The sequence below is a fragment of the Sphingobium sp. LMC3-1-1.1 genome, from assembly GCF_040676285.1.
Taxonomy (GTDB): domain Bacteria; phylum Pseudomonadota; class Alphaproteobacteria; order Sphingomonadales; family Sphingomonadaceae; genus Sphingobium.
This window is the reverse complement of the sequence record NZ_JBEGHQ010000023.1, coordinates 301042-314505: the sequence shown is the minus strand read 5'-3', so window position 1 is coordinate 314505 and position 13464 is coordinate 301042. Positions and strand designations below refer to the sequence as shown.

Genomic DNA, 13464 nt, shown 5'->3' with positions numbered 1-13464 from the left:
AGATAACCGTGCTCCTGCGGAGACGGGAGCCCAGTTCCAACGCCTGGACTGGGCTCCCGTCTCCGCAGGAGCACTCATAGTTTAAAGGAACAGGGCCTCTCATGCTGCCCACCATTGCCATTGTCGGGCGGCCCAATGTGGGCAAGTCCACCCTTTTCAACCGGCTCGTCGGCAAGAAGCTGGCGCTGGTCGACGACCAGCCCGGCGTGACCCGCGACCGGCGAGAGGGGCAGGCCAACCTGCTCGGTATCGATTTCACGATCATCGACACCGCCGGTTATGAGGATGAAGATCCGCAGACGCTGCCCGGCCGGATGCGCATGCAGACCCAGGCGGCGGTGGAAAATGCCGACGTAGCGCTGTTCGTCGTGGACGCCCGCGCCGGCGTGACTCCGCTGGACGAGGAAATCGCCCGCTGGCTGCGCGAAGGCGACGCGCCCGTCGTGCTGATGGCCAACAAGGCAGAGGGCAAGGCGGGCGACGACGGCGTAATGGAAGCGTTCAGCCTGGGCCTGGGCGATCCCATCCCCTTTTCCGCCGAACATGGTCAGGGCCTGGCCGACCTTTTCCAGGCTCTCCTGCCCTATATCGACCGCGAGGAAGAGGAGGAGGAGGCCGAACCCGATGAAGCCGACATCGAATCCGCACCGCTCAAACTGGCCATTGTCGGCCGCCCCAACGCGGGCAAGTCGACCCTCATCAATCGCCTGCTGGGCGAAAACCGCCTGCTGACCGGCCCGGAAGCGGGCATCACCCGCGACAGCATCGCGGTCGATTGGAAATGGACCAGCGCCGACGGCCAGGAACGCCCGGTCCGCCTGATCGACACCGCCGGCATGCGCAAGCGCGCCAAGGTGCAGGACAAGCTGGAAAAGCTGGCGGTTTCGGACGGCCTGAACGCTGTGAACTTCGCCGAAGTGGTGGTGCTTCTGCTTGACTCCACCCGCGGGCTGGAGGCGCAGGACCTGCGCATCGCGGACAAGGTGATCGAGGAAGGCCGCGCCCTCGTCATTGCCCTCAACAAATGGGATACGGTGGAAAACGGCTCGGCGCTCTATCAGGGCATCAAGCAGGCGTTATCCGACGGCCTCGCGCAGATACGCGGCGTACCGATCATGACCGTCTCAGCCTCCACCGGCAAGGGACTGGACGATCTCATCCGCGTCGCCTTCGAAACACGCACCGCCTGGTCGCAGCGCGTGTCGACCGGAATCCTCAACCGCTGGTTCGAACGCGCGCTGGAGGCCAATCCGCCCCCTGCTCCCGGCGGAAAGCGGATCAAGCTTCGCTACATCACCCAGAACAAGACCCGCCCGCCGACCTTCGTGCTGTTCGGTACCCGGCTGGATGAGCTGCCGGAAAGCTATCGCCGCTATCTTGTCAACGGCATCCGCAAGGAACTGGGCTTTGGCGCCGTGCCGGTGCGCCTGACGCTGCGCAGCGCCAAAAATCCCTATGCCAGCAAGTGAGGCCGTGCATATCGATGCCAGGGGGATGAAATGCCCCTGGCCCGCCCTGCGCGTGGCAAGGGCGATGCGTTCGGGACATGCGGTCACGGTGGAGGCCGACGATCCGATCGCGCCGGCGGAACTGGAGGCTTTGGCGCGGCAGCAGGGCTGGCAATTCACCGCCACTGGTGCCTCGCTTTTCGAGATTTCCAGATCGCCATGACGCCCGTGGGACGGCACTGGATTATATGGGGCTTTCGATCTTTCGCGACTTAACCCCCTATTTACGCTCTTCTTCTATGCTGCCCCCGGCAAGGCAGGGAGTGTCAGGGTGTCATATCAAGAGGCCGAACTGGTCAATTGGACGGATTTTGCCAAATCCCGTTCGGAGTTGGGCACCGCCTTCCTCCGTATCCTGGGCTATTTCCGCGAGGATGGCGAAAAGGCGATAAGCGCGATCGAAGAGGCATTTCGCGCCCGCAATGCCGCTGCACTGGTCACCCCGGCGCACACGCTGAAGGGCGAGTCGGGCCAATTCGGCGCCTATCGACTGAGCGTCCTGGCCGAGAAGATAGAGATGGTCGCCCGCCGCTGCGTCGAGAGCCGGGAAGGGCCCGATGAACTGATCGAGGACGTGGTTGCGCTGCGCCCTTGTTTCACCGAGACGATGGCGCTGCTCGACCGCGACGCAAATCCACTCGTCGCGCGCCGCCCGCAGGGCTTTGGCAGACGCGTCGACAATCCCGCTCCCGGATTCGGCCGCGCCGCGGGTTGATTGCGCGGTCAGGCAGGCGCAGGCGCCGGACCATGCATGGAGCGATTTCCACTCGGATCGCATCATCTGACGGTCAAGAAATAGCGGCACCACAAGGATAGGGTGATCGTTCTGGTCCAATCGGATCGAAAACCGCTCCAGGCGTCCGCCCCCATTAGGTATTGAAATAAAACGGGTCATGGCCCCATATGCTGGCCATGACCCGTTTTTCCGTATTGGACCTCGTCCCCGTCAACGAAGGCAGCACTGCCGGTGAAGCGCTGAACCGCGCCGCTGCCTTTGCCATTCATGCCGAAACCCTCGGGTTCAACCGCTATTGGGTGGCGGAACATCATGGCATGCCGGGCATCGCCTCCGCCGCGACCGCCGTGGTGCTGGCGCATATCGGACGGGCCACCAGCCACATTCGAATCGGTGCGGGCGGCATCATGCTGCCCAATCATGCACCATTGCTGATCGCTGAACAGTTCGGCACGCTCGCCGCACTCTTCCCGGGCCGCGTCGACCTCGGCCTAGGACGCGCTCCCGGCTCCGACCAGCGCGTGGCGCAGGCGATGCGACGAACGCTAAGCGGCGGACCCGACGAATTCCCGCGCGATGTGATGGAATTGCAGGCCTATTTCGCCGGCGACGCGCGCCTCGGCTTCCGGGCGACGCCTGGCGCAGGAGAGGATGTGCCGCTCTGGATCCTCGGCTCCAGCCTCTACGGCGCGCAATTGGCCGCCGCGCTTGGCCTGCCCTACGCCTTCGCCTCGCACTTCGCGCCCGGCGCGCTGGACGAGGCCATCGCCATCTACCGCCGTGATTTTCAGCCCTCGGCGCAGCTTGAACATCCTTATGTGATGGCGGGCTACAATGTCTTCGCCGCCGATACGATGGACGAAGCCAGGCTGATCGCAACATCCATGCAGCAGGCCTTTGTTCGACTGCGCACCGGGCAGCCGGGCAAGCTGCAACCGCCCGTTCCCGGCTATTATGAAAGCCTGCCCCCGCAGGCGCAGGCGATGCTGGCCGATGTATTGAGCGCTTCGACCATCGGCACCCAAGCCGATGTGGAGCGCGACCTGGCGGCCTTCATCCGCCGCACTCAGGTGGATGAAATCATCATCGGCGGCCAGATTCACGATCTGGCTGCACGCAAGCGCAGTCTGGAGATCGCCATGGCAGCCGGTCAGGCGGCGTCAGACAGACATCAGCCGGCCCCCGCTCAATAGCTTCGCCAGCCCTGGCGCGGCGCGGCTGAGCACGGATCCGAGCATCACCACGGCCATCAGCACCAACAGCGGCTGAACCAGCAGATAGGCCGGATAGAGGGGCGATCCCAGCTTTCCGAACAGTTGACCCAGCACCGGCCCCCCCAGCCAGATCAGGATGAGGTGTGAGCAGAACAGGAAGAAGGCGAACGGCTCGATTCGCAGCAGCATTTCTCGTGCCGCGCTGGCCGCCAGCGACCAGGCCAACCGCCAGAAGAACAGCGCGGCCGCGATCCGCACCGCCATGTCAAGCACGCCCGTCCCGATGCCCGGTGGCAAGACGCCCGGATGCAGGGACATATAGAGCTGTGCCGTCATCAACAGCGCAAAGGGCGGCGCCGCAACAATCCAGGGCAGCGCCGACATCCGGCTTGCCAGCCCCTCGCGCCGTGCGATGATGCCCATGGTGAAGAAGAACAGGATCGACGCTCGCATCAGCACTGGCGGTCCCCAGCCCATGATCTGGCACAGCGCCGCCATCGCCGCGACCATGGCCAGCGCCCAACCGGGCAGGCGAACGAACAGGGGGGCCGCAAGCATGCACAGGAACAGGTCGCGCAAAAACGGCATCTGCACATTGATGTCGGGATTGCGGCTGACGATGAACAGTTCCTGGAACATCCAGTCGCCGGACGAAGGCACTGGCGCCGACAGGCCCAGTACCCAGGCCGCACCCGACACAAGCAGGATCGCCAGCGCATTCCACAGGATCATAGGCAGCAGGATTGTCCGCGCCTTGCGCCCGACATGACGCAGCCAGTCATGCGTTCGCGACGATCCCGCGACCAGCCAGCCAGAAATCAATCCGAGCAAAGGTACGGCACTGCGCCCGAAAACCTCCATCAGGCCCCAGCGCAAGCTGTCCTGTGGCGTCCCCCGCAGGCTTTCCAGATCGTGCCCGTTAAGGCCTGTCCATGCATGTACATAGACCACGCCCAGAATGCAGATCACCCGCGCGATGGAAATCGCATCGGATTGCCGCGCCACGTCGGTCATCGGCATCCGCGACACAGGATATCCCCGACTTTCGGTCAATGTTTCAACAGCCAAGCCTGACACGCATTTCCTCTGACCAACACGGCGCCAGACTGGCCGCACCAACAACATGGGCAGGCGATAAGCAGAATCTTTACCGGTCGCCGGTTAAATCGATCCAACGTGCCGGAATCCCGTCCGGTCGAGGGAAAAGCAGGTTCATGACCCAGATGCACGGTGCAGACCATTTTGCCGGCGCGCAGCCGCATGTCTTCCAGGCTCCTGTCGATGCCATGGGAATGGTTTTCCAAATCGCCGGATCCAGTTCGCAACTGATCATCGACGCTGCCCGCATTGCGTCACTGGCGCATGATCCCGACCCTTCGCTCGCCATGGCGGGGCAGGTCGGCAGCCAGGTCAAGATGCGCGTTGGCCCCGTCTGGCTGATCGCCAGCGTCCGCGCGATGGCGATGGACCGGCAGGACAGCAACAGCATCATTGTCGACATCGATTTTCTGGGCGAAGGCGATGAAGAGAAGCTGACGGGGCGGATCTACCGCTTCCGCCGCGGCGTGACCCGCTATCCGACGCCGGGGACGGAGGTCTATCCGGTGTCGAGCGCGGACATGCAGCAGATCTATTCCGCCGACGACCGTCCCCATGTGCAGATCGGCACCGTTTATCCCACGTCCGACACCCGCGCCGCGCTCTATGTCGATTCGATGCTGGGCAAGCATTTCGCCCTGCTGGGTTCGACCGGCACCGGCAAATCGACCAGCGCCGCACTGATCCTGCACCGCATCTGCGACCTGTCGCCGCAGGGCCATATCGTGATGATCGACCCCCATGGCGAATATGGCGCCGCCTTCCAGCAGAATGGCGCGGTCTACGACGTCAACAACCTCGCCCTGCCCTATTGGCTGATGAATTTTGAGGAGCATTGCGAGGTGTTCGTCACCTCGGAAGGCTCTGAGCGGACGGTGGATTGCGACATCCTCGCCAAATGCCTGCTTGCCGCGCGGTCGAAAAACCGGCTGGCGGAGAGCATTGGCCGGCTGACCGTCGACTCACCTGTGCCCTATATGCTGTCGGATCTCACCAACATCCTTCAGAACGAGATGGGGAAGCTGGACAAGGGCACCGGATCGCTGCCCTATATGCGGCTGAAGACCAAGATCGACGAGATCAGGAGCGATCCACGCTACAGCTTCATGTTCTCCGGCATGCTGGTCGCGGATTCGATGCAGGAATTCCTTGCCAAGATCTTCCGCCTGCCCTCCGGCGGCAAGCCGATCTCGATCATAGACGTGTCGTCCATGCCGTCCGACATCACCTCCGTGGTGGTGTCGGTGCTGTCGCGGCTGGTGTTCGACTATGCGCTGTGGGCGCGGGACGAGCCACAGCGCCCGATCCTGCTCGTCTGCGAGGAAGCCCATCGCTACATCCCCAGCAGCACCAGCGGCAGCGGGCAGGCCGTTCGCCGCATCCTGGAACGGATCGCAAAGGAAGGCCGTAAATATGGCGTGTCGCTGGGCCTTATCACCCAACGTCCGTCGGACCTTGCGGAAGGCGTGCTGTCGCAATGCGGCACGATCATCTCCATGCGCCTCAACAATGACCGCGACCAGGCATTTGTGAAGGCTGCCATGCCGGAAGGCGCGCGCGGCTTCCTGGATTCCATCCCCGCCCTGCGCAACCGGGAAGCGATCATCTGCGGCGAAGGCGTCGCCGTGCCGATCCGCGTGGCGCTGGACAATCTGGAGGAAGCACGTCGTCCCGCTTCGGGCGATCCGAGCTTTACGGAACTCTGGCGCCAGTCGGGCGGAGAAGCGGAGATACTGGCGCGCACCATCACGCGCTGGCGCAGCCAGGGGCGATAGGCTTCTATCCCGCCGGGACGACCCGCCCGGCTGGTTCGCTCTCCGCATTGACACTTTCGCGGCACTCTTCCTGGTTCACGGGAACGAGCAGCTTCGCCTTCCGCCAGCCACCCTGCAGATAGACCAGCCCGGCAAGCAGGAAGGCGGCAGCCGAACCCGCAGGAAAACTCAGCCACAGGGCATCCGCACCCAGATGCGGATAACCCAGATGGTAGAAGCCCAGCCGCACTGCGAAGAGAGTGAACACAAGGATCAGCAACGGCCGCACCACCACGCCGTTGGCCCGCATCACCCCGAACAGGATCATCGTGCCGCCGAACAGCATGAAGCTCCAGCTCGCCAGAAGCTGCATGTGCCAGGCAGCGGCGATCGCTGCCTCATTCTGTCCCAGGAACAGCGACAGCAACGGCGCGTGGAACAGCAGGATAACAGCGACCATCGTGCCGGTGATCAGAAACAGATAACCCATGCCATAGCCGGTGATGCGGCCGATCCGATCCCATCGGCCAGCGCCGATATTCTGCGCCGCCATGGCGCTGACCGCCGCGCCCATCGCCATGGCCGGCATCTGGAGATAGGTCCAGATCTGCTGGGCCGCGCCATAGGCCGCTGTGACAAGGAACCCCTCGCGATTGACGAGGCCGATCATCACCAGTCCCGACGTGGACATGACGATCATCTGCAATCCCATGGGCAGCCCCTTGCCGAACAGAAGCCGCATCTGGTCCGGCGCCGGGCGCAGATATGCCAGTTCCCGCCCGCGCAGCCGCAGCGGCAGATCCTTCGCATAGGTGTAGAGGATGATGCCGATAAGGCTGATCACACCCGCCGCCGCCGTGGCGGCAGCCGAACCGCCGATGCCCATGGCTGGAATCGGACCAAGACCAAGGATCAACACGGGGTTGAGGACCAGATCGACACCGACGCTCACGAGCATGAAGATCAACGGCGTTCGCGCATCACCCGTTCCGCGCAGGCCCATCATCATCATGACGCTCAGCAGGGAAGCGGGCATGGCGACGAAGATCACCCGCAAATAGATGAGCGCAAGGTCGAACGCCTCCGCCGGGGTCGCCAGCAGCCTCAACAAGGCCGGCGCGCCGATCCATCCGGCGGTCGCTACGACCAGACCCAGCAGGGTGCAGAAACCAACAGCCGATCCGAAAGCCCTGCGCGCCGCGTCAAGATCGTTCCGTCCCACCGCCTGCGCAACCATCACCGTCGACGCCATGCCAAACCCGAACACGACGGAGAACATCAGGAACATGGTGATGTTCGCATTGGCGGTCGCCGCTAGCGCCTGCGCGCCCAGGAAACGGCCGACCCAAATGGCGTTGATCGATCCGTTCAGCGACTGGAGGATGTTGGACGCCAATGTCGGGATGGCGAACAGCAGCAACGCCGATGCAATCGGTCCTTGCGTCAGGTCTCTGGCCCGCTGTTCCCCTGCAACCATGAACCCTCCTGTCCCTTGCGGATGACAACTCGCACCATCTGGCTGACCCGGTGACTCCCGGTCAGATTCCTTCGCCGGTCAGGCGAGCCGTTCCAGCGCCGCCTTCAATCTTTCCGCCTCTGCCGCCTTTTCACCATGATCCTCGCGCGCCTTGGCCACCGCCTCGGGCTTGGCCTTCTCGACGAAGCTGGGATTGGAAAGACGCCCGGACAGCGAATCCCGTTCCTTCTCGGCCGCCGCCAAGGCCTTGGCGAGCCGCGCTTTCTCGGCGGCGATGTCGATCACGCCTTCCAGCGGCAGGATGAAGGTCGCCTCGTCCACCACGATCTGCGCCGCGCCGCCCGTGACGCTATCGCCAAAGGAGAGGCTTTCCACCCGGCCCAGACGCGCCAATGCGGCCCCCTGGCGATCGATGCGGCGGCGGGTTTCCTCGGCCGCGTCATGCACGACCACGCTGAGCTTCGCGCCGGGCGGCACGTTCAGTTCGGTGCGCGCCGTCCGCATCGCGCCGATCAGCCGGATAAGCCAATCGATCTCCCCCTGCGCCTCGCTGTCGACGGCATAGAGCGCCTGCGGCCAGCGGGCGACGATCAGTTCTATTTCGCGGCTGCCGGTCAGATTCCATAACTCTTCGGTAATGAAGGGCATGAACGGATGCAGCATCACCAGGATCTGGTCGAACGCCCAACCCGCGACGGCGCGCGTTTCCTCGTCCATCGAGCCCTTGGTAAGCTCGATATACCAATCGCAAAACTGGTCCCAGACGAAGTGATAAATGGCGTTGGCCGCGGCGTCGAACCGCAGTTCAGACATGGCAGTGTCGATCGCCTGGACGGTCGCCACCGTCTCCGCGATGATCCAGCGATTGGCCGGGGCTTCCGCATGGGGTGCCTCATGGCTGGTCGATGCGGCGACGCCGTTGGCTTGCAGGAAACGCGCCGCGTTCCACAACTTCGTCGCGAAGTTGCGATAGCCCTCGACGCGCTTTTCATCCATCTTCACGTCGCGCCCCTGGCTTTCCATGGCCGCCATGAAGAAACGCAGCGCATCGGCGCCGAACCTGTCGATCAGGCCCAGCGGATCGACGACATTGCCCTTGGACTTGGACATTTTCTGCCCATCCGCGGCCCGCACCAGACCGTGAAGATAGAGCTTGCGCCACGGCACATCACCCATGAACTCCAGCCCCTGCATCGCCATGCGCGCATCCCAGAAGAACAGGATGTCGAAGCCGGAGATCAGCAGGTCATTGGGGTAATGGCGCTTGAGCGTCTCGGTCTCCTCTGGCCAGCCCAGCGTGCCAAAGGGCCAGAGCGCGGAGGAGAACCAGGTATCGAGCACGTCGGGATCGCGGACCAGCGCCTTGTTCCCGGCCATCGCCTGCGCTTCTGCTTCGCTCTCCGCGACATAGGGATTGCCGTCCTCGTCATACCAGGCGGGAATCTGATGTCCCCACCAGAGCTGGCGCGACACGCACCAGGGCTGGATATTCTCCATCCAGTTGAAGAAGGTCTTTTCCCATGTCCTGGGCACGATCTCGATCCGCCCGTCACGCACCGCCTGCATCGGCGCGACCGCCAGCTTCTCCGCGTCGACATACCATTGGTCGGTCAGCCACGGCTCGATCACCACGCCCGAACGGTCGCCAAAGGGCGTCTGGATGGTGCGCGGCTCTGCGTCGGAGAGGACTTCCTCGCCTTCCTTGTTCTTCGAGACGTGCGGCACCAGCAGGCCGAGCGCCTTCATCTCCGCCACCACCAATTCGCGCGCGCCGTCCACGCCATCCTTCCGGAAACGGTGCAGCCCCAGGAACCGATCCGGGATCAACCCATCGGCGGTCTGGGTCACATTGGCGTCAGCGTCGAACATGTTGAGCATCCCGGCGGCGCGGAAGCCCGCCCGTCTGCCCACTTCAAAGTCGTTGAAATCATGCCCCGGCGTGATCTTGACCGCGCCCGATCCGAGTTCAGGATCAGCATGCTCGTCGCCCACTATCCTGAAACGCCGGCCAGTGATCGGCTGGAGGATGTCCTTGCCGATGACGTCCCGGTAGCGGGGATCGTCCGGATGAACCGCGACCGCCATGTCCGCCAGCATCGTTTCCGGCCTTGTCGTCGCGACCACGATATGGTCGGCCCCGCTGGGGAGCTTGACCCCATCGGCGAGCGGATAGCGGAAGTGCCAGAAGCCGCCTTTCACCTCCTGCGTCTCGACCTCCAGGTCCGAAATCGCCGAGCGGAAGCGCGGATCCCAGTTCACCAGCCTCTTGTCGCGATACAGCAGGCCACGCCTGTGCAATTCCACGAACACCTTGATGACGGCTTTCGAAAAGCCCTCGTCCATGGTGAAGCGCTCATTGGCCCAATCCATGGAACAGCCCAGGCGGCGAAGCTGGCGCGTGATCGCACCGCCGCTTTCCGCCTTCCATTCCCACACCTTCTCGACGAACTGCTCGCGGGTGTAGTTGGTGCGCTTGTCCTGCTGCGCCTCCATCTGCCGTTCGACCACCATCTGCGTCGCGATGCCCGCATGGTCGGTCCCCACCACCCACAGCGCGTCCTTGCCGCGCAGCCGCTCGTAGCGGATGACGATGTCCTGCAAGGTGTTGTCGAGCGCATGGCCGATATGCAGGCTGCCCGTAACGTTCGGCGGCGGGTTGACGATGGTGAAGGGTTCAGCATCGGGCCGGGCCGGGCGGAACAGCCCCCGCTCCTCCCAATGGGCGTACCAGCGGGACTCGATTTCGGCGGGGTCGAAGGTCTTGGGCAATTCGGTCATAGGCTGGCCTTTACGCAAGGCGGCGGCGGCGTCAAATATCCGCTGCATCTTTCCTCCGTCCATGAGGCAAAAAAGCCGTGACCGCATCCCCAAAGCCGCTGACCATCGTACTGATCCCCGGCCTGATGAACGATGGCTGGGTCTGGCACGGCGTGATCGGCGCGCTGAGCCGCCTTGGCTCCATCCATATCGCCCGCACCGACGGCTGCGATTCTCTGGCTGCCATGGCCCGGAATATCGCGGACAGGGTCAGCGGTCAGATGGTGGTCATCGGCCACAGCATGGGCGGCCGGGTCGCGCTGGAGCTGGCGGACCAGGTGGCGGACCGCATGGTGGGACTGGCGCTGCTGGATACGGGCGCGGGCGGCCCCAAGGCGCATGAGGCGGAAGGGCGCCTGAAACTGGTCGATCTCGCCCGTAGAGAGGGCATGGGCAGCGTCGCGAAACAGTGGATGCCCCCCATGTTGGCGCCGCACCGACTGGAGGATGTGGCGTTGATCGAGGGCATCACCGACATGCTGCTGCGCGCCGACGCCGATATTTTCGCAGGCCAGCAGAAGGCCCTGCTCAGCCGGCCGGATCGATTGGACCTGCTTGCGTCCATAAGCTGCCCCTTCCTCGCGGTCACCGGCAGCGAGGACAATTGGGCTCCCCCGGCCCAACATCAGGAGATGGTCGACCGCGCCCCCCATGCCCGGCTGGAAGTGGTGGAGGGCGCTGGCCATATGCTGCCTGTCGAGGCGCCGGAGAAGCTGGCGGAGATACTGACCGGCTTCATCCGCGCTATCGCCTGATCCGCCCTAATTTGGAGCGCAGACCCATAGAAGTCTCACCGGTCCTGCTTCTTCGTCCACCGATCCAGCCAGCCCAGTGCCTCGTCATACCATTGCAGCGAGTTGCGCGGCTTCAGCACCCAGTGATTCTCGTCCGGGAAGATCAGCAGCTTTGACGGCACGTTTCGCCTCTGCAGCGCGGTGAAGGCCGCTAGTCCCTGCGTGTAGGGAATGCGGAAATCCTTTTCGCTGGTCACCACCAGCATCGGCGTCTTCCATTGGGTCACATGGTTGACCGGGTTCCATTTTTCGAACTCTTGCGGATTTTCATAATAGGGTCCGCCATGTTCCCATTCGTCGAACCACAATTCCTCGGTTTCATAAGCCATGGCACGGGCGTCGAACACGCCGTCATGCTGGACGATGCACTTGAAGCCGTCGGGCCAGTTCCCTTCGATCCAGTTCATCATGTAACCGCCATAGCTGGCGCCAAGTGCGCAGCCGTTTCCTGCGTCGACCTGCGCGTCCCGCGCCGCGGCGGCCGCCAGACCCAGTTTCAGGTCCTCCAGAGGCTTGCCGCCCCAATCCTTGTTGATGCTGTCGGTAAAGGCCTGCCCATAGCCCGTCGAACCATGGAAATCGACGATGACCGCTGCATAGCCATGGGAAGCGAACAGCTTGGGATTCCAGCGGTAGGACCAGCTGTCGTTGAAGCTGCCTTGCGGGCCGCCGTGGACGAGCAAGGCCACCGGCAGCTTGCCCCCAATCCCCTTCGGCTTCACGATCTGGCCCCAGACAATGTCGCCATTCGCGCCCCTGAAGCTGTATCGCTGCACCGACACATCGTCGACCCCGGCCAGCTTGTCCCCATTGACGCTGGTCAACCGAACGGCCCTGCCCTTGCCGCCCGGCATCTTCCAGAAATCGGCGGGCGACTGAATGCTGTCGAGCATGTAGACGAAGCCGCCCTTGGGCAGCGGCAGGACGCTGCCCGCATGACCCGCCTGCGTCAGCCGCGTGACCTTGCCCGACGCGGCGTCCACGCGGAATACCGGATGGTCCAGCACATCATCGGCGGTAACCAGAATGCCCCTGCCATCGGCTTCCCACACAATGGACGCGACCGATCGGTCCCACGCCTCGGTCAGCGTCCTTGTCTCGCCCGTCGCGATGTCGCGCAGCATCAACACCTGCCGGTCACTCTCATAGCCCGGCCGCTTCATCGCGGCATAGGCAAGCCATTTTCCATCGGGCGACACCGCGGGCATGCTGTCCATCGCATCATTGGCGTCCGTCAGATCGACGGGTGCCGCGCGCCCGTCAGCGGGAACCGCGAAAATATCCATGTTGGTGGACAGGGATTCGATGCGCCCCGCCTCGCGCAGCGTGAAGAACAGAGTCTTGCCGTCGACGCTCCAGGCGATCTCTTCGGCACCGCCAAAGGGTTTGGACGGGCTGTCTCCGACCAGCGCACCCATGACCGACACGGCATTGCCGCCACCCAGCGGCATCACGAAGATCTGCGAGCGCTGCCCGTCCGCCCATGTATCCCAATGGCGCACGAACAACTGGTCATAGACACGTCCCGTGCCAGCCGTGGGCGGGGGCGCGGCCTTTACATCGTCAAGGGTCTTCGCACCCACGGGCCGGTCTGCCCACAGCGCGACGCGATCACCCGCCGGACTGAGCAGGAACCCCGAAATCCCGCCGGGCGCCTTCGTCACCTGCTCGCTCTTGCCATCCTGGACGACGACCCGCCAAAGCTGGTCTTCCCCACTCCGGTTGGAGAGATAGTAGAGCGATCTGCCGTCCGTCGAAAAGGCTGGCGCGCTTTCATTCTTGTCCGGGAGGGAGGCAATCATGCGAGGCGCCGCACCCGCCTTGCTCAGGTCCAGCAGATACAGGTCCGTCCTTCCCCTGTTCCCTGCAAGATCGGTCGCTCGCAATTGATAGGCGAGCCATCGCCCGTCGCGGGAAAGCGCCGGCGCCGACACGCGACGCAGGTCGACCATATCGCCGGGCGTGAATGGCCGGGCAGAGGCTGGCGCGGCGATCCACGCCGCTTGAGCGAGAGCCAGAGCACCAAGTCCCGCTTGCAGAAGAGATTTCATCGATGACACCCTTGA

General features: G+C 63.8%; 10 protein-coding genes. 6 read left to right on the top strand and 4 right to left on the bottom strand.

Annotated features, from left to right (window positions below; genetic code table 11):
• Positions 1-101: 101 nt before the first annotated feature.
• The 4 genes from der (at position 102) to MRBLMC3_RS14850 (ending at position 3437) form a co-directional block, all read left to right on the top strand.
• Positions 102-1469 (top strand): ribosome biogenesis GTPase Der, encoded by a 1368-nt coding sequence (gene der, locus MRBLMC3_RS14865; protein ID WP_133652891.1) that lies wholly within the window; start codon positions 102-104, stop codon positions 1467-1469.
• Positions 1456-1671 carry a sulfurtransferase TusA family protein gene (locus tag MRBLMC3_RS14860; protein WP_363830039.1) on the top strand — a complete coding sequence of 72 codons (216 nt, stop codon included), beginning with the start codon at positions 1456-1458 and terminating at the stop codon, positions 1669-1671. Before der ends, MRBLMC3_RS14860 begins: the two co-directional genes overlap by 14 nt.
• A 108-nt stretch (positions 1672-1779) precedes the next feature.
• Entirely contained in the window at positions 1780-2223 is a 444-nt protein-coding gene (locus MRBLMC3_RS14855) for an Hpt domain-containing protein (protein ID WP_363830036.1), read from the top strand.
• 197 nt (positions 2224-2420) lie between these two features.
• Positions 2421-3437 (top strand): LLM class flavin-dependent oxidoreductase, encoded by a 1017-nt coding sequence (locus tag MRBLMC3_RS14850; RefSeq protein ID WP_363830034.1) that lies wholly within the window; start codon positions 2421-2423, stop codon positions 3435-3437.
• On the opposite strand, the gene MRBLMC3_RS14845 is transcribed toward MRBLMC3_RS14850, so the two are convergent.
• On the bottom strand, positions 3405-4478 hold the full coding sequence (locus tag MRBLMC3_RS14845) for an acyltransferase family protein (protein ID WP_363830449.1): 1074 nt from the start codon (positions 4476-4478) through the stop codon (positions 3405-3407). The genes MRBLMC3_RS14850 and MRBLMC3_RS14845 overlap by 33 nt on opposite strands.
• Before the next feature lie 194 nt (positions 4479-4672).
• Here MRBLMC3_RS14845 and MRBLMC3_RS14840 point away from each other — a divergent pair, with 194 nt between their 5' ends.
• Positions 4673-6331: an ATP-binding protein gene (locus tag MRBLMC3_RS14840; RefSeq protein ID WP_363830032.1), complete on the top strand. Its 1659-nt coding sequence runs from the start codon at positions 4673-4675 to the stop codon at positions 6329-6331.
• 4 nt (positions 6332-6335) lie between these two features.
• Here the strand turns inward: MRBLMC3_RS14840 and MRBLMC3_RS14835 are convergent, their stop codons facing one another.
• Both MRBLMC3_RS14835 and MRBLMC3_RS14830 read right to left on the bottom strand, forming a co-directional pair.
• Positions 6336-7787, bottom strand: coding sequence for an MATE family efflux transporter (locus MRBLMC3_RS14835; RefSeq protein ID WP_363830029.1), 1452 nt, complete (start codon positions 7785-7787; stop codon positions 6336-6338).
• Between the two features lie 78 nt (positions 7788-7865).
• Positions 7866-10565: a valine--tRNA ligase gene (locus tag MRBLMC3_RS14830; RefSeq protein WP_363830446.1), complete on the bottom strand. Its 2700-nt coding sequence runs from the start codon at positions 10563-10565 to the stop codon at positions 7866-7868.
• Between the two features lie 77 nt (positions 10566-10642).
• On the opposite strand from MRBLMC3_RS14830, the gene MRBLMC3_RS14825 reads away from it, so the two are divergent.
• A complete protein-coding gene (locus tag MRBLMC3_RS14825) occupies positions 10643-11359 on the top strand; it encodes an alpha/beta fold hydrolase (RefSeq protein WP_363830027.1) in 717 nt (238 codons plus the stop codon).
• A 35-nt stretch (positions 11360-11394) separates the two neighbouring features.
• Here the strand turns inward: MRBLMC3_RS14825 and MRBLMC3_RS14820 are convergent, their stop codons facing one another.
• On the bottom strand, positions 11395-13449 hold the full coding sequence (locus MRBLMC3_RS14820) for a S9 family peptidase (protein ID WP_363830025.1): 2055 nt from the start codon (positions 13447-13449) through the stop codon (positions 11395-11397).
• Positions 13450-13464 lie beyond the last annotated feature (15 nt).